The sequence below is a fragment of the Streptomyces sp. NPDC023157 genome (assembly GCF_055560575.1).
Genome location: NZ_JBVHIL010000005.1, coordinates 345,150 through 360,121, shown reverse-complemented (window position 1 = coordinate 360,121; position 14,972 = coordinate 345,150). Strand labels below are relative to the sequence as shown.

Genomic DNA, 14,972 nt, shown 5'->3' with positions numbered 1-14,972 from the left:
CTGCCTCGGGCTCAGTCCTCCCGCTCCCGCTCGGCCATCCGGATCACGCACACCGCGACCGCGATGAGCAGGGCGGGATCGGCGTCCTCGCGGACCGCGTTCACGGCGTACGTGTCGCGGACGTGGAACCACTGCCGGGAGATGTGGGCCAGGAGTTCGCCGTCGTACTCGACGGTGAACTCCCGGTCCAGGATCCGGCCGCTGACGTCGAGCTCCGTGCCGTCGACGAGGGTGACGCGGAAGTGGTTGCGGAGCAGCGAGAGGCGCTTGCGGCGGATCGTGGCGAGCGGGCGGTCGTCCCGCTCGATCGTCATCGCGTCCCGCAGGCTGAACATCTTCTGCCGCAGCGTGATGAGGACCTGCCCGTCCGGGTCCTTCAGCTCCAGGGTGTCGCGCAGCCGCAGCGCCTTGCCGTCGACGAGGAAGGCGTGCCGGCCCCGCTCGTCCTCGATCCAGTAGTCGTCGCCGATCGCGAAGATCTTGTCCCGTACCAGGTATTTCATGGGGGAATGCCTTCCCCGTCACGCCGGGAAGTAGCGGGTGAACGGGTCCGGGCTCGTGCCGAGCATCTCCCCGAAGGGTGCGTCCAGCTGATGGATCACCAGGACGGTGAAGGCGATGAAGCCGGCCAGGCCCATCACCATCACCACATGGGTGGTGTTCCGGCTGATCCCGAACAGGAACATGAAGGCCAGCGTCAGCAGACCGCCGAGGATGAGCCCCGTCCACAGCACGGGGGACAGGCGCTCCTGGGCCGCCGCCTCCCGCCCGCGCCGGGCGTCGTCCACGTAGCCGATCTGGGCGAGCATCTCCTGCGCCGCGATCTGCTGGGCGGTGGTGCCGGTGCCGTGCAGCTGGCCCGCGTCGCGCAGCCGGGCGAGCAGGGTCCAGCCCTCCGGCCCGAGGGGGGTGCGCTCGGCCATCAGCGGCCACTCCACGTCCACGACGTGGGCGGCGTACGCGCGGGCCTCCTGCCGCACCGGCTCCCGCTGCCCGGCGGGGAAGGCGTCCGCGAGGAGGTACGTCTGGTGCAGCGCGCTCGCCTCGGCCTGCACCTGGTCGTCGGCGGCGGCCCGGTTGTCCCAGACGGAGACCAGGCACAGGCCGAGCACGATGGCGTAGAGGACCGAGACCATCATCGCGATGTACTCGGCGACGTCCTCGCGCGGTTCGTCCTCCTCACGCATCGGGAACAGCCGGGTCTTGGCGACGACGGCGAGCGCGGTGACGACGGCGACGCCGACGACGACGACGAGGGTTTCCAGGAGGGCCATGGGGTCTCTCAGTGGTGGCGGGAACCGAAGAGGGCCGCGGCGATCGCCGCGGGGATGAGCAGGAGCAGCAGCGTCAGGACCACACCGAGGTGCGGGAGTTCGCGGTAGCGGCGGTGCAGGCGGGGCAGCAGCCCCTCGTCACCGGCGGCGGTGGGGACCCGGGTGGTCGCGGTGGTGGGGGGTTGCGCCGGTGGTACGCCGGGGGGCTGGGCCCCAGGGGGCCGCGCCCCCGCGCCGATTCCCGCGCCTGCCCCGGTGCCTGCGCCCGCGCCGGTTCCCGCGCCTGTACCGGCTCCCGCGTCCGTCCCGGCGCCCGCTCCTCCCACGGCCCCCGCTCCTCCCACGCCCCCCGCCCCGGCCCCGCCCGCCGCAGCGGCGGGACCAGGCGCACCACCCAGCAACCCCAGCGCCCCCAGCAATCCCGGCGCCCCCGGCGCCCCCGGCGCACCGGCCCCGCCCACCCCCGCCGCCGCACCCGCGACGGCCGCAGTCCCCGCCCCCGCCCCGCCGGGCGGCACCACGCCCCGCACCGCCGGAGGCACCCCCGGAACGACCCCGACCCCGACCCCGACCCCGGCCCCGGCCCCGGCCCCGGCCCCGGCCCCCACCCCTGCCCCCGTCCCCGTCCCCGTCCCACCGCTCCCCACCACCCGGAACACCGCCGAAGCCCGTGCCGTGAGCTCCGGTGCCGGGACGGGCTCCCCGCGCTCGCCGTAGGTCGTGACGCCGTCGGTGCCCGAGGCGTACCCGGTGCTGCGGTACGTCCCCGGGGCCCGCCGTACCGTCGCCGTGCACCCCGCGGAGGCGCCGGGCGCGAGGACGGGGACGGTGGGCGCCGGGCCGGTACCGCAGGCGAGGGTGTCGGCGCCGAGGGCGGCGTCGGTGAGGCGGACGGTGTGGACGGGGTGGTTGCCGAGGTTGGTGACGGTGTAGCGGACGACGGCCGTGCGGTCGTCGGGTCCGGGGGCGGCGTGCGGTGCGGAACGGCCCTGGCGTCCGGCCGCGGAGGCGACCCGTACGGTCTCGGTCAGGCGGAGCGCCCCGGACACCCCCTCGTATCCGGAGCGGGTGGTGGCGGTGACGTGCCGGCGCAGGGAGGGGATGTCGCCGGTGGCCCGCGCGGTGGCCGTGTGGGTGCCGGGCAGGGCGCGGAAACGGGCCGTGCAGACCATGGTGCGGAGCGCGGTGAGCGGGGCGGTGGGGCAGCGGACCAGGTCGCCGGGGACGCCGGGATCGGCGATCCGCACCCCGTACAGATCGGCCTCACCCCGGTTGACCAGCAGGTACCGCTTCACGACCGTCGCGCCGGTCCGTACGGCCCGGCCGCCGGGGCCGGCGCCCCCGTTGACGGTGACGCTCATGCTCAGCGCGCCCTCCCCGGCGCCGCCCGCCCGGGCGGTGGGCGCCCCCCAGAGGGGGAGGAGCAGCAGCGGCACCAGGGACAGCGCAGCACTCCGGAACCGCCGCATGGCACCCTCCCAGCCGAACGAAAAGTCCGATGATCGTTCCGGCTGTCATGCTCGCCACGCCCCCCGCCCCCGCCCCGGGCAAGACACGCCGTCGTCCCGCCCACCGGGCCCCTCATTCATCCGTCCGGCCGGACGTACGGCACCCTTGAGCCATGAACGACGACTCCGTGCGCGCGCGCGTCCGTGTCCGTGCCCCCGAGCTGATCGGCAAGGGCGGCTGGCTCAACACCGGCGGAGACGATCTGACCCTCACCGACCTGCGGGGAAAGATCGTTCTGCTCGACTTCTGGACCTTCTGCTGCATCAACTGCCTGCACGTCCTCGACGAGCTCCGTGAGCTGGAGGAGAAGCACCGCGACACCCTGGTGATCATCGGGGTGCACTCGCCCAAGTTCGTGCACGAGGCCGAGCACCAGGCCGTCGTCGACGCAGTCGAGCGGTACGAGGTGCACCACCCGGTGCTCGACGACCCGGAGCTCGCGACCTGGAAGCAGTACGCCGTACGGGCCTGGCCGACGCTCGTCGTCATCGACCCCGAGGGGTACGTCGTCGCCCAGCACGCCGGTGAGGGGCACGCCAACGCGCTCCGGACGCTCGTCGAGGAGCTGGAGGCCGAGCACGGGGCGAAGGGCACGCTGCGGCGCGGCGACGGACCGTACGTGCCGCCGGAGCCGGTCGCGACCGACCTGCGCTTCCCCGGCAAGGCGGTCCTGCTGCCGTCCGGGAACTTCCTCGTCTCCGACACCACCCGACACCAGCTCGTCGAGCTGGAGCCGGACGGCGAGACCGTGGTGCGCCGGATCGGCGACGGGGAGTTCCGGGAGCCGCAGGGCCTCGCGGTGCTGCCTGGGGGTACCTCCCTGACGAAGTCTGGGGGAGGGAAGGTCGTCGTCGCCGACACCGTGCACCACGCGCTGCGGCTGTTCGACCCGGCCACCGGCACCTCCGAGCGGATCGCCGGCACCGGCCGCCAGTGGTGGCAGGGCTCCCCCACCTCCGGTCCCGCCCTCGACGTGGACCTGTCCTCGCCGTGGGACGTGGCCTGGTGGCAGGGGAAGGTGTGGATCGCCATGGCCGGCGTCCACCAGCTGTGGACGTACGACCCGGAGAGCGGCACCGTCGAGGTCGCGGCCGGCACCACCAACGAGGGCCTGGTCGACGGGCCCGCCGGCGAGGCCTGGTTCGCGCAGCCCTCCGGGCTCGCCGCGACCGAGGACCGGCTGTGGGTGGCCGACTCGGAGACCAGCGCCCTGCGCTGGGTCGACCCCGACGGGTTCGTGCACACCGCCGTCGGCACCGGCCTCTTCGACTTCGGGCACCGTGACGGCGACGCCGGGCAGGCGCTGCTCCAGCACCCGCTGGGCGTGACCGCGCTGCCCGACGGCTCGGTGGCCGTCAGCGACACCTACAACCACGCCCTGCGCCGCTTCGACCCGGCGAGCGGCGAGGTCACCACGCTCGCCACCGACCTGCGCGAGCCCAGCGACGCGGTCGTCGTCGGCGAGGACGTCGTGGTCGTCGAGTCGGCCCGGCACCGGCTGACCCGGCTGCGGCTGCCCGAGGAGGCCGTCCAGGTCGAGTCGGTCGCCCACCGCACCCAGCGGGAGGCCACCGAGGTCGCCCCCGGCGCCCTCCGCCTCGACGTGGTCTTCCAGGCCCCGAAGGGCCAGAAGCTGGACGAGCGGTACGGCCCCTCGACCCGGCTGCTGGTCTCCTCGACCCCGCCGGAGCTGCTGCTCACGGGCGAGGGCACGGGCACGGACCTGTTCCGCGAGCTGGCCCTGAACCCGGAGCTGACCGAGGGCGTCCTGCACGTCTCGGCGATGGCCGCGTCCTGCGACGACGACCCGGAGAACGAGTACCCGGCCTGCCATGTGCACCAGCAGGACTGGGGCGTCCCGGTCCGCGTCACCGAGGGCGGCGCGGCCCGGCTGCCGCTGATCCTCGCGGGCATGGACGGCTGAGACGCGTACCCCTCCCCCGGTCGGTCCGTGGACCATGACACGGCCGGGGGGAGGGGCACGGGGGTCCGGGGGCTCAGCCCTCCAGGAAGGCCACGAGCGCGTTCGCGAGGTGGTGCGGGTCCTCGGAGCCGCACAGCTCGCGGGCGCTGTGCATCGACAGGCAGGCGACGCCGATGTCGACGGTGCTGATGCCGTGGCGGGCCGCGGTGATGGGGCCGATCGTGGTGCCGCAGGGCATGTCGTTGTTGGAGACGAACGACTGCCACGGCACGCCGGCCTTCTCGCAGGCGGCGGCGAACACGGCCCGGCCGCTGCCGTCGGTGGCGTAGCGCTGGTTGACGTTCACCTTGAGGATCGGGCCGCCGTTGGGGCGCGGGTGGTGCGTCGGGTCGTGCCGCTCGCTGTAGTTGGGGTGCACGGCGTGGCCGACGTCGGAGGAGAGGCAGACCGAGCCGGCCAGCGCGCGGGCCTTGTCCTCGTAGCCGCCGCCGCGGGCGTAGACCGAGCGCTCCAGGACGTTGCCGAGGAGCGGGCCGTGGGCGCCGGTGTCGGCCTCGGAGCCGTTCTCCTCGTGGTCGAAGGCGGCCAGGACCGGGATGTACGGCAGGTCCGGCAGCGCCGACACGGCGGCGAGGGCGGCGACGCAGGCGTGCACGGAGATGAGGTTGTCCATCCGCGGGCCGGCCAGCAGCTCGCGGTCGCGGCCCAGGTAGGCGGGGGCCTCGACGGCGTGCACCATCAGGTCCCAGCCGGCCACGTCCTCGGCGTCGACCCCGGCCTCCTCCGCGACGAAGGAGATCAGGTCGCCCTCGTGGACCTCGCCCAGGCCCCAGATCGGCTGCATGTGGCGCTGGCGCTCCAGCTTCATGCCGTCGTTGACGCCCCGGTCGAGGTGGACGGCGAGCTGCGGCACCCGCAGCACGGGCCGGTCCACGTTCACCAGCTGGTGGCTGCCGTCGCGCAGGGTGAGCCGGCCGGCCAGGCCGAGGTCGCGGTCGAGCCAGCTGTTGAGCAGCGGGCCGCCGTAGATCTCGACGGCGACCTGGCGCCAGCCCTCGCGGCCGAAGTCGGGCTGGGGCTTCACGCGCAGGTTGGGGGAGTCGGTGTGGGCGCCGACGATCCGGAACGGCGTGTGCGGGGCGGCGCCCTCGGGCACGTACCAGGCGATGATCGCGCCCCCGCGGATCACGTACTTCCCCCCGGTCGTCCCGTCCCAGGCGTCGGTCTCCTCGACCTTGCGGAAGCCGGCCTCCTCCAGCCGCGCGGCCGTGTTGGCCACCGCGTGGTACGGCGAGGGCGAGGCCGCGAGGAAGGTCATGAGGTCATCGGTGTGGCCGCGGTCGAACCGGGGAGCTGCGCTACTCATGCTGTTCACCTTACGCAGGTGCCTTTCGGCGACGGCGGCGGCCGCCGCCGGGGCCCCGGGAGCGGACAGCAGAACGGCCCGCTCCCCTCCCCGGGAGCGAGCCGTTCCAGTGTGGACGGAGGCGCGTACTAGAACGCGGCCTCGTCCAGGTCCATGAGCGAGCCGTCGACGCCCTCCGCGAGGAGGCGCTCGGCGGTGACGCCGGGCAGCATGTTGGCGGCGAAGAACTTCGCGGCCGCGATCTTGCCCTGGTAGAAGGCGACATCCTTGCCGGTGGCGCCGCCGGCCAGCTTCTCCGCGGCCACGGCCGCGCCGCGCAGCAGCAGGTAGCCGACGACCACGTCGCCGGAGGCGAGCAGCAGGCGGGTGGTGTTGAGGCCGACCTTGTAGATGTTCTTGACGTCCTCGCCGGTGGCGGTGAGGTCGGTGAGCATCTTGCCGACGATGCCCTCCAGGTCGACGGCCGCCTTGGCGAGCGCGTCGCGGGCGCCGGCCAGCTCGTCGCCGCCGGTGCCGACGGCGAGGAACTTCTTGATCTCCTCGGCGAGCGCGTTCAGGGAGGCGCCCTGGTCGCGGACGATCTTGCGGAAGAAGAAGTCCTGGCCCTGGATGGCCGTGGTGCCCTCGTAGAGGGTGTCGATCTTGGCGTCCCGGATGTACTGCTCGATCGGGTACTCCTGCAGGAAGCCGGAGCCGCCGAAGGTCTGCAGCGACTGGGCGAGCTGCTCGTAGCCCTTCTCGGAGCCGTAGCCCTTGACGATCGGGAGCAGCAGGTCGTTCAGGCCGTGCAGGGCCTTGGTGTCCTCGCCGGCGGCTTCCGCGACCGCGATCGCGTCCTGCACGGAGGCCGTGTAGAGGACGAGGGAGCGCATGCCCTCGGCGTACGCCTTCTGCGTCATCAGCGAGCGGCGGACGTCGGGGTGGTGCGTGATGGTGACCTTGGGGGCGGCCTTGTCCATGAAGTTCGCCAGGTCGGTGCCCTGGACGCGCTCCTTGGCGTACTCCAGGGCGTTGAGGTAGCCCGTGGAGAGGGTGGAGATCGCCTTCGTGCCGACCATCATGCGGGCGAACTCGATGATGAGGAACATCTGGCGGATGCCCTCGTGCTTGTCGCCGATCAGCCAGCCCTTGGCGGGGTGCTGGTCGCCGAAGGTCATCTCGCACGTGTTGGAGGCCTTGAGGCCCATCTTGTGCTCGACGTTGGTGGCGTAGACGCCGTTGCGGGCGCCGAGCTCGCCGGTCTCCCAGTCGAACTCGTACTTCGGGACGAGGAAGAGCGAGAGGCCCTTGGTGCCGGGGCCGGCACCCTCGGGGCGGGCGAGGACGTAGTGGAGGATGTTCTCCTCCATGTCGTGCTCACCGGAGGTGATGAAGCGCTTCACGCCCTCGATGTGCCAGGAGCCGTCCTCCTGCTGGATGGCCTTGGTGCGGCCGGCGCCGACGTCCGAGCCCGCGTCGGGCTCGGTGAGCACCATGGTGGAGCCCCAGCGCTTCTCGACGGCGATCTGCGCGATCTTCTTCTGCGCCTCGTTGCCCTCGTTGTAGAGGACGCCGGCGAAGGCGGGGCCGGAGGAGTACATCCAGATGGCCGGGTTCGAGCCGAGCAGCAGCTCCGCGTAGGCCCAGACCAGGGAGCGCGGGGAGACGGTGCCGCCGATGCCCTCGGGGATGCCCAGACGCCAGTACTCGGAGTCCATGAAGGCCTTGTAGGACTTCTTGAAGGAGGCCGGGACGGGCGCGGTGTTGGTCTCCGGGTCGAAGACCGGCGGGTTGCGGTCGGCGTCCGCGAAGGACTCCGCGAGCTCGTTCTCGGCGAGGCGGCGGATCTCGTCGAGGATGCTCTTCGCGGTCTCGACGTCCATCTCCTCGAACGGACCGGTGCCGTACACCTTGTCGCGGCCGAGCACCTCGAAGAGGTTGAACTCGATGTCGCGGAGATTCGACTTGTAGTGCCCCATGGCGACGGCTCCGTAAAGGCTCGGGGAGGCGGTTTCCTCATACGCGTACACGACGACTACCGGCGGGTAGCTCACGCTCTCTACGATGATGCTACCCACCGGTAATAACGGCAACCCCTATCCGGCCAAGATGTCTGTGACGCCGCACTCAGTGGCCGGGCGGCCGCCGGTCACGCGCCGGTCGGGCGCCGGTCAGTCGCCCACCTTGTACGCCGGGTCCGTCCAGCACGGAGAGGTGAGGGAGACCGACAGGCTGTCCTTCTGCTGCTTCTCCCACTTCGAGGCGTCCTTGTACGTGGACGGCAGCAGCAGCTCGATCGTCGCCGTGTGGTGGTCCTGCTCGTGCTCGACGTCCAGCTGGAGCTGCTGGGCCTCGGACTTCGCGGGCTCGAAGCGCAGCACCTTCCAGCCCTTGGCCGGCAGGTCCTTGTGCAGCCGGTCCATGGCCTGCTTCAGGGCGTCCGCGGTCGGCGCGTACATCGACCAGAAGTGGCGGACCCGGTAGCCGTTCTCGACCCCGTCGCAGGGCGAGGCGTCCGGGGCGCCGTTGCTCGCCTGCTTCAGGCCCGCGGCGTCGAAGATCTCGCTCGACCTGGCCCGCACGAGGTCCTTGGCCTCGGCGACCTTCTTCGCCTGCGGTGCGTACGGCAGGTCGCCGGCGGAGTCGTTCATGGTGCTGCATCCCGTCGCGAGGAGGAGGGCGGTGGCGGCGGCGGCCGTCAGGCCGCCCGTACGTCCGGTGCGTGCGCTCACTGGGAGGTCACTTCCTTGTAGCGGCCGGTGACGACCCGGGCCTGGTTGTTCAGGCTCTCGGTGCCGTTGTCCCAGTAGCCGCTGTGGCCCCGGGAGCCGTCCGTCGCCACGATGTGCGCGCCGAAGTCGGGGTTGGTGGGCGTCAGCGTCTTGACCACGCTCGTCCCGTCGCCGTCGATCCACGAGGGCAGGACGTCGATGTCCACCTTCTTCGGCGCGTGGCCCCAGCCGCCGATGTCCGGCACCGGGTCGCTGGTGACGAAGGGGATGTTGAAGCCGCCGTACTTGTCGTCGGTGAGCGCGCCGAGCGGGCCGGGCAGGTGCAGGCCCTTGAGGTACGGGTCGCTGTCCGCCTCCGCCGCGTACACATGCCCCTTGGGCACGTCCAGGTCGGTGGCGCTGCCCACCTGCATGCCGGGGCTGCCCGCCACGAAGATGTCGTCGGCGTGCAGCGTCCCCTGGCGGGCGGCGGAGCCGACGACCGTGGAGCCGTAGCTGTGGCCGGTGACGGTCAGGTGGGTCGCGTCGCCCTGGTGGGTGGCGCGCAGGCCGTCCACGAAGGAGTTCAGCTTGGGCGCGCCGTCGTCGGCGTAGTGGCTGAAGGGCGCGTCCTTGACGATGTTCTGCGGGGCGTCGTAGCCGAGCCAGGTGATGGTGGAGACGCTCTGACCGTTGGCGAGGTTGTCGCTGGCCCGCCAGAGGGTCTCCATGCGCTTGATGTCGCCGCCGATGCCCTCCAGGTTGGCGGTGGTGCCGGGCACGTACATCGCGGTGTGCGTGGCGGTGTCCGGATTTCCGTTGGCGACGATCGCGTGCCCGTTGCCCTGGGTGTCGAAGCCGAGGAGATACGCCTCGGGCAGCGGCTTCTCGCCGGGCTTCTCGGACTTGCCGGTGCGGTCGAAGCGGTCCTGGATGGCGTTCATGCCCTTCAGGTCGCCCTCCAGCTCCTTCTTCCGGTCGCCGTACTTCTCGTTCCACTCGCGCCACTCGGGGTTCTTGATGACCGCCGGGTAGGAGCCGCTGGGGTTCGGCAGGTACTCCTGGGGCTGCTTCGGTATGGCGTTGAGGTCGAGCTGCGTCTGGGCGCGGGTCTCCGCGAGCACCATCCGGTTGGCGTCGTCGCGGACGGCGGAGGGGACGCCGTCCAGGGCGCCGATGGAGGCCGGGTAGAGCGTCGCGTACTCGTCGCGCTGCTCCTGGGTGAGGCCGTTCCACCAGTCGGCGTTCTCCTTGGGGGACTTGCCGTGGGGGATCTTGTCGTCGTCGGCGTACTTGCCGGCGGCCTCCTGCAGCGCCTTGGTGTCCTTGGCGGCGTCGGCGAGGGTCTCGTCGCTGACGGTGAGGCCGGGCTCGGCCTTCAGCTTGCGCAGGGCGCCGGCGTAGCGGCCGTCGATCTCGTTGGCCTCCCGGACGGCGTCGCCGATGCGCTGGGCGATGTCCTCGGCCTTGCCCTTGTTGGCGTCGCCGCTGCCGATCCCCTCGGCCTTGCCCGGGAGGTACGGGAAGGGGGCGCCGTCCTGGGCCGTCTGCTCGCCCGGCTTGAGGACGTACGACTGGGTCGGGTAGCTGACCGAGCCGTCCTCCTTCACGGTGAACTTGAGGTTCTCCGCGTCCTCCAGGGCCTGCTTCAACTTCTTCTGCGGCGCCGCGAGTTCGGCGGCGAGCCCGTTGAGCGCGGTGCGGACGAGGCCGCACTCGGTGTGCAGGTACTGGTAGTTGCGGGAGAGCTGCTGGACGTCGCCGCCCGCCTTGTTCGCCGTGTCGCCCTTCTGGGTGTCGTGGATCAGGGCGAACATGCCGTTGTCCACGCGGTCCTTGTCCGCGTTGGCGCGGGAGCTGACCTTGCCCCAGCCGTCGGCGGCGTCGGTGTACTCGTTCAGCTTCACGTCGCGCAGCTGCTGCCAGGTGGGCACGGCGGTCAGCCCTCCTTCTTCGGGCCGGACTGCTGGCTGCCCTCGGCGGCCACCTTCTGCTTGGTGTCCAGTTCGCGTTCGCCGAAGTCGCGTCCGGCGGCCTTCAGGGCGCCTTCGAGGCGCCCGCACTCGTCGCGGACGTTGGTGAGGCGGGTCTTCCAGGTGCCGAGGATCTCGGTGAGCGCGGCGGAGGAGTCGAATCCCGCGGTGCCGCCGGTGACGCCCTCGTTCGCGGTGTCGAGGTCGGTGACCGAGCTGGTCGTGGAGGTCTTCAGCTCGCCCGCGGTGTTCCCGGCGCTGTGCCAAGGGCCCACGTCGGCCTTGAGATCGGGTCCTGAGCCGCCCCCGCCGTCGGGCGCCGGAAGCCCCGCGAGGCTCATCGCCGCGGGCTCTTCACCGATGATTTCCTGCCATTTGGCGTTGAGCGCCATCTTTCACCCCCGTGGTGGCCGGATTGCTTCCGCGAACTTAGCAAGAGAGTCCGTGCCGTGCGAAGAAGAGTGCGAGGGGCATCCATGCGCCCCCCGGGCGGCCCGCCGGTCGATAGTCTGGGCGCATGTACGGCTACGACCAGAATCCGGGTGCCCAGCAGCAGTACGGCCAGCCCCCGCAGCAGCCGCCGATGCACGGCGGGATGCAGGGGGGCGCGCAGGCCGGCATGCAGGGCGGCATGCAGGGCGGGTACGCCCAGCAGCCGCCGCTGTACCCGGAGCCGTCGCCGCCGTCGCTCGCGGACGCCGTCCGGGCGTTCACGACCGGCACCCTCGCGGCCGAGGACTTCCAGCAGATCTTCGCGACCTCGAAGGTCTACTGCCCGCGCGGGGACAACCCGGGCTTCCTCGCGCTGCACAACACCCAGCAGCCGGTGATCCCCATGTTCACCTCGCTGAAGGAGCTGCGGCGGTACGCGGGCAAGGAGTCGAAGTACTTCGTGATCACCGGCGCCGAGGTGATCGACCTGCTGCCGACGGGGTACGGCTTCGTCCTCGACATGGAGGGCGACCACCGCATGGTCTTCGACGCGAAGGCCGTGGAGCAGATGGTCGACTTCGCGATGCGGCGGATGTACGGCTGACGGACGCTGGCCGTACCGGTCGAGGACCGGATGGTGTGGGGACGCCCGGGAGGAATACCTCCCGGGCGTTCCGCGTTCCAGGTGGCAGAAAGTTCAAACTTCAACTAAAGTCGGACCGAAGCAGTCGTACGAGCTTCAACTAAAGTGGTTCGTGCAGAAGGAGGCCCGCCATGCCCGCCGTGACCGTCGAGAACCCGCTCACCCTGCCCCGCGTCGCCGCTCCCGCCGAGGCCGTCGCCCGGCCGGTGCTCGCGGTGACCACCGCGCCCTCCGGCTTCGAGGGCGAAGGCTTCCCGGTACGCCGCGCGTTCGCCGGGATCAACTACCAGTACCTCGACCCGTTCATCATGATGGACCAGATGGGCGAGGTGGAGTACGCGCCCGGAGAGCCCAAGGGCACCCCGTGGCACCCGCACCGTGGCTTCGAGACGGTCACCTACATCATCGACGGGATCTTCGACCACCAGGACTCCAACGGTGGCGGCGGCACCATCACCAACGGTGACACCCAGTGGATGACCGCCGGCTCCGGCCTCCTCCACATCGAGGCCCCGCCGGAGCAGCTCGTCATGAGCGGCGGCCTCTTCCACGGCCTCCAGCTCTGGGTGAACCTGCCCGCGTCCGACAAGATGATGGCCCCCCGCTACCAGGACATCCGCGGCGGCCAGGTCCAGCTCCTCACCTCCCCCGACGGCGGCGCGCTGCTCCGCGTCATCGCCGGCGAGCTCGACGGGCACCAGGGCCCGGGCGTCACCCACACGCCCATCACGATGATCCACGCGACCCTGCGCCCCGGCGCCGAGATCAGCCTGCCGTGGCGCGAGGACTTCAACGGCCTCGCGTACGTGCTGGCCGGCCGCGGCACCGTCGGCGCCGAGCGGCGCCCGGTCCACATGGGCCAGACCGCCGTCTTCGGCAAGGGCGGCGCGCTCACCGTCCGCGCCGACGAGAAGCAGGACGGGAACACCCCCGACCTGGAGGTCGTGCTCCTCGGCGGGCAGCCGATCCGCGAGCCGATGGCGCACTACGGCCCGTTCGTCATGAACTCCCAGGCCGAACTGCGCCAGGCCTTCGAGGACTTCCAGGCCGGCCGCCTCGGCACCATCCCGGCCGTCCACGGCATGGGCGAGTAGGACCCGCCCGGCCGGAGCCGGAGCCGTCACGCGTACGGGGCGACGCCCTCGTACGCGCGGCGGCTTCTCCGTTCCCGTTCTCCCTTCCCGGACGGGCCGTCGCCCGTCCGGCCCCCACCGCAGGACGACACGCCGGGCGGCGTGGTCCGGTGGACGGGTGTCCACCGATCGCCCGTCGCCGCTGCTTCCCGAGGGTGCCCGCCGCACCGCCGCCTGGTGCGCCGTCGCCCTCCTCGTCGCCGGGGTCGCGGCGGTCTTCATCTGGCTCTGCGTCGTCTTCAAGACGGCCGTCACCCCCGTCCTGCTCGCCCTCCTCGGCACCGCCCTGCTCGGCCCGCTCTACCGCCGGCTGCTGCGGATGAAGGTGCAGAGGTCGCTGGCCGCCGGGCTCACGGTGCTCGCCGTGGTCGCGGTCGTCGGCGGCGCCACGTACATCGTCGTCGCCGCCCTCATCGAGACCGGCGACCAGATCGTCTCCTCGCTGCGGCAGGCCGCCGTCGACATCGCCGACCACCTCGGCGCGGCCGGCACCTCCCTGGACGACCTCGCCAAGAACGCCAAGAAGCTGCTGGAGAAGTTCGGCGGGACCGCCGCCTCCGGGGTGATCTCCGGGCTCAGCGTGGTCGGCCAGATGCTCGCCATGGCCGTCCTCGCCCTCCTCCTCATCTTCTTCTTCCTGCGCGACTCCGACCGGGCCGCCGACGCGCTGCGCTCGCTCGCCCCCCGCTCCACCGGCGACATGCTGGAGGCCATGGGGCGGCGCGCCTTCGAGGCCGTCGAGGGCTTCATGCGCGGCACCACCTTCGTCGCCTTCGTCGACGCCGTCCTCATCGGCATCGGCCTGCTCGTCCTGAAGGTGCCGGGCGCGGTGGGCCTGGCCGCGCTCGTCTTCGTCACCGCCTACATCCCGTACCTCGGCGCCTTCCTCTCCGGCGCCGTCGCCGTCCTCGTCGCCCTCGCCGACCGGGGCTTCGTCATCGCGCTGTGGGTGCTCGGCGTCGTCCTCGCCGTCCAGGTCCTGGAGGGGAACGTGCTCCAGCCCATGGTCCAGAGCCGGACCGTGCAGATGCACCCGGCCGTGGTCATGCTGGCCATCACCGCCGGGGCCTCCGTCGCCGGCATCCTCGGCATGCTGCTCGCCGTCCCGCTGACGGCCGCGGCGTTCGGGGTGATCGGCGAACTGCGCAGCCGGTACGGGGCCCAGGACGCCGGGCCCGGGTGATCAGGCCGGCAGACCGCCCGGCTCGAAGGAGGCGAGCAGCTGCTCCAGGGCGGCCTGGTCGGGGCCGACGAACGGGTCCGCGTCCGGCGCCATCGTGATCGTCTCGATCAGCCGGGCGGTCATCCGCACCGCCGGCGGCAGATGCGTGCTCAGCACGATCTCCGGGTTCATCTCCCGGAACACGTCCACCCACAGCCCGTACTTCACCCGGTCCACGATCTGCGCCCACGGGCTGTCGACCGTCGCCCACAGCAGCTGCGCGCCCCGCAGCTCCTCCGGCTTGAGGTCGTTGGCGTGCCCGCCGCGCGCGAGCTCCTCGGTGGGCATCGGGCCGCCGAAGCAGTCGGAGCTGAAGCAGATCCGGGTCTTCTCGTCGTAGAAGCCGACGGTGGCCGGGTTGTCGAAGAGCGGCGGCCGGAACGCGTCGAGGAAGCGGTCGCCCACGTCCAGGCGCTCGCCCGGGTTGAGGAAGTACACGCGGTCCATCGGCAGGGGCCGCTCGGTGGTCATGATCCCCGCGCCGACGAAGGTCGTCACCACCCTCGCCCGGGGCGCCGCCTCCAGCAGCTCGAAGAGGCCGCCCGTGTGGTCGCGGTCCGGGTGGGTGAGCCAGATCCAGCGCACGTCGGCCGGGTCCATGACGCCGCCGAGCGCGGCGAGGAAGTCCCGGTCGGCGACGGAGAGCCCGGTGTCGACGACCACGGGCTCGCGGGCGGTGAGGACGAAGGCGTTGACGGGGATGTGGCCGATCCCCGGCACGTCGAGACTGTCCCCGAGGACGGTGACGTCACTGCCGACCTTGTGCGTGTCCATGGCGGGCTCCCGGTCCCCCTGGCGGCCGTACG

Annotated in this window: 13 protein-coding genes; 4 read left to right on the top strand and 9 right to left on the bottom strand. The window is 72.0% G+C overall.

Features of this window, described 5'->3' with window-relative positions:
• Window positions 1-11: 11 nt before the first annotated feature.
• From ACZ3ZE_RS20280 to ACZ3ZE_RS20270, 3 genes are read right to left on the bottom strand one after another with little or no spacing between them, the layout of a single operon-like run.
• Complete coding sequence (locus ACZ3ZE_RS20280; RefSeq protein WP_361168578.1) at window positions 12-503, bottom strand: LURP-one-related/scramblase family protein; 492 nt, start codon at window positions 501-503, stop codon at window positions 12-14.
• An 18-nt stretch (window positions 504-521) separates the two neighbouring features.
• The gene (locus ACZ3ZE_RS20275) at window positions 522-1,274 is read right to left on the bottom strand and encodes a bestrophin-like domain (RefSeq protein WP_361168581.1); all 753 of its coding nucleotides are present in this window, start codon (window positions 1,272-1,274) and stop codon (window positions 522-524) included.
• Between the two features lie 8 nt (window positions 1,275-1,282).
• Complete coding sequence (locus tag ACZ3ZE_RS20270) at window positions 1,283-2,743, bottom strand: hypothetical protein (RefSeq protein ID WP_467260009.1); 1,461 nt, start codon at window positions 2,741-2,743, stop codon at window positions 1,283-1,285.
• Between the two features lie 152 nt (window positions 2,744-2,895).
• Between ACZ3ZE_RS20270 and ACZ3ZE_RS20265 the strand changes: the two genes are divergently transcribed.
• Window positions 2,896-4,707, top strand: a complete 1,812-nt coding sequence (locus tag ACZ3ZE_RS20265; protein WP_361620897.1) for an NHL domain-containing thioredoxin family protein — start codon at window positions 2,896-2,898, stop codon at window positions 4,705-4,707.
• Window positions 4,708-4,780: 73 nt separating this feature from the next.
• On the opposite strand, the gene ACZ3ZE_RS20260 is transcribed toward ACZ3ZE_RS20265, so the two are convergent.
• The 5 genes from ACZ3ZE_RS20260 to ACZ3ZE_RS20240 form a co-directional block, all read right to left on the bottom strand.
• Window positions 4,781-6,073, bottom strand: a complete 1,293-nt coding sequence (locus ACZ3ZE_RS20260; RefSeq protein ID WP_361168590.1) for a M18 family aminopeptidase — start codon at window positions 6,071-6,073, stop codon at window positions 4,781-4,783.
• Window positions 6,074-6,201: 128 nt separating this feature from the next.
• Window positions 6,202-8,031 carry an acyl-CoA dehydrogenase gene (locus ACZ3ZE_RS20255; protein WP_361169088.1) on the bottom strand — a complete coding sequence of 610 codons (1,830 nt, stop codon included), beginning with the start codon at window positions 8,029-8,031 and terminating at the stop codon, window positions 6,202-6,204.
• Between the two features lie 192 nt (window positions 8,032-8,223).
• Window positions 8,224-8,784 carry a hypothetical protein gene (locus ACZ3ZE_RS20250; protein WP_361620896.1) on the bottom strand — a complete coding sequence of 187 codons (561 nt, stop codon included), beginning with the start codon at window positions 8,782-8,784 and terminating at the stop codon, window positions 8,224-8,226.
• Window positions 8,781-10,697, bottom strand: coding sequence for an alpha/beta hydrolase (locus ACZ3ZE_RS20245; RefSeq protein ID WP_361168595.1), 1,917 nt, complete (start codon window positions 10,695-10,697; stop codon window positions 8,781-8,783). The genes ACZ3ZE_RS20250 and ACZ3ZE_RS20245 overlap by 4 nt, the downstream gene beginning before the upstream one ends.
• A gap of 5 nt (window positions 10,698-10,702) precedes the next feature.
• Window positions 10,703-11,128 (bottom strand): hypothetical protein, encoded by a 426-nt coding sequence (locus tag ACZ3ZE_RS20240; RefSeq protein WP_361168598.1) that lies wholly within the window; start codon window positions 11,126-11,128, stop codon window positions 10,703-10,705.
• A 125-nt stretch (window positions 11,129-11,253) separates the two neighbouring features.
• Here ACZ3ZE_RS20240 and ACZ3ZE_RS20235 point away from each other — a divergent pair, with 125 nt between their 5' ends.
• The 3 genes from ACZ3ZE_RS20235 (at window position 11,254) to ACZ3ZE_RS20225 (ending at window position 14,127) form a co-directional block, all read left to right on the top strand.
• Window positions 11,254-11,772, top strand: a complete 519-nt coding sequence (locus tag ACZ3ZE_RS20235; RefSeq protein ID WP_046909367.1) for an SseB family protein — start codon at window positions 11,254-11,256, stop codon at window positions 11,770-11,772.
• A gap of 170 nt (window positions 11,773-11,942) precedes the next feature.
• Window positions 11,943-12,905 carry a pirin family protein gene (locus ACZ3ZE_RS20230; RefSeq protein ID WP_361168602.1) on the top strand — a complete coding sequence of 321 codons (963 nt, stop codon included), beginning with the start codon at window positions 11,943-11,945 and terminating at the stop codon, window positions 12,903-12,905.
• Between the two features lie 157 nt (window positions 12,906-13,062).
• The gene (locus ACZ3ZE_RS20225) at window positions 13,063-14,127 is read left to right on the top strand and encodes an AI-2E family transporter (protein WP_361168605.1); all 1,065 of its coding nucleotides are present in this window, start codon (window positions 13,063-13,065) and stop codon (window positions 14,125-14,127) included.
• Here ACZ3ZE_RS20225 and ACZ3ZE_RS20220 read toward each other — a convergent pair whose 3' ends face one another.
• Entirely contained in the window at window positions 14,128-14,940 is an 813-nt protein-coding gene (locus ACZ3ZE_RS20220) for an MBL fold metallo-hydrolase (protein ID WP_361168608.1), read from the bottom strand.
• Window positions 14,941-14,972 lie beyond the last annotated feature (32 nt).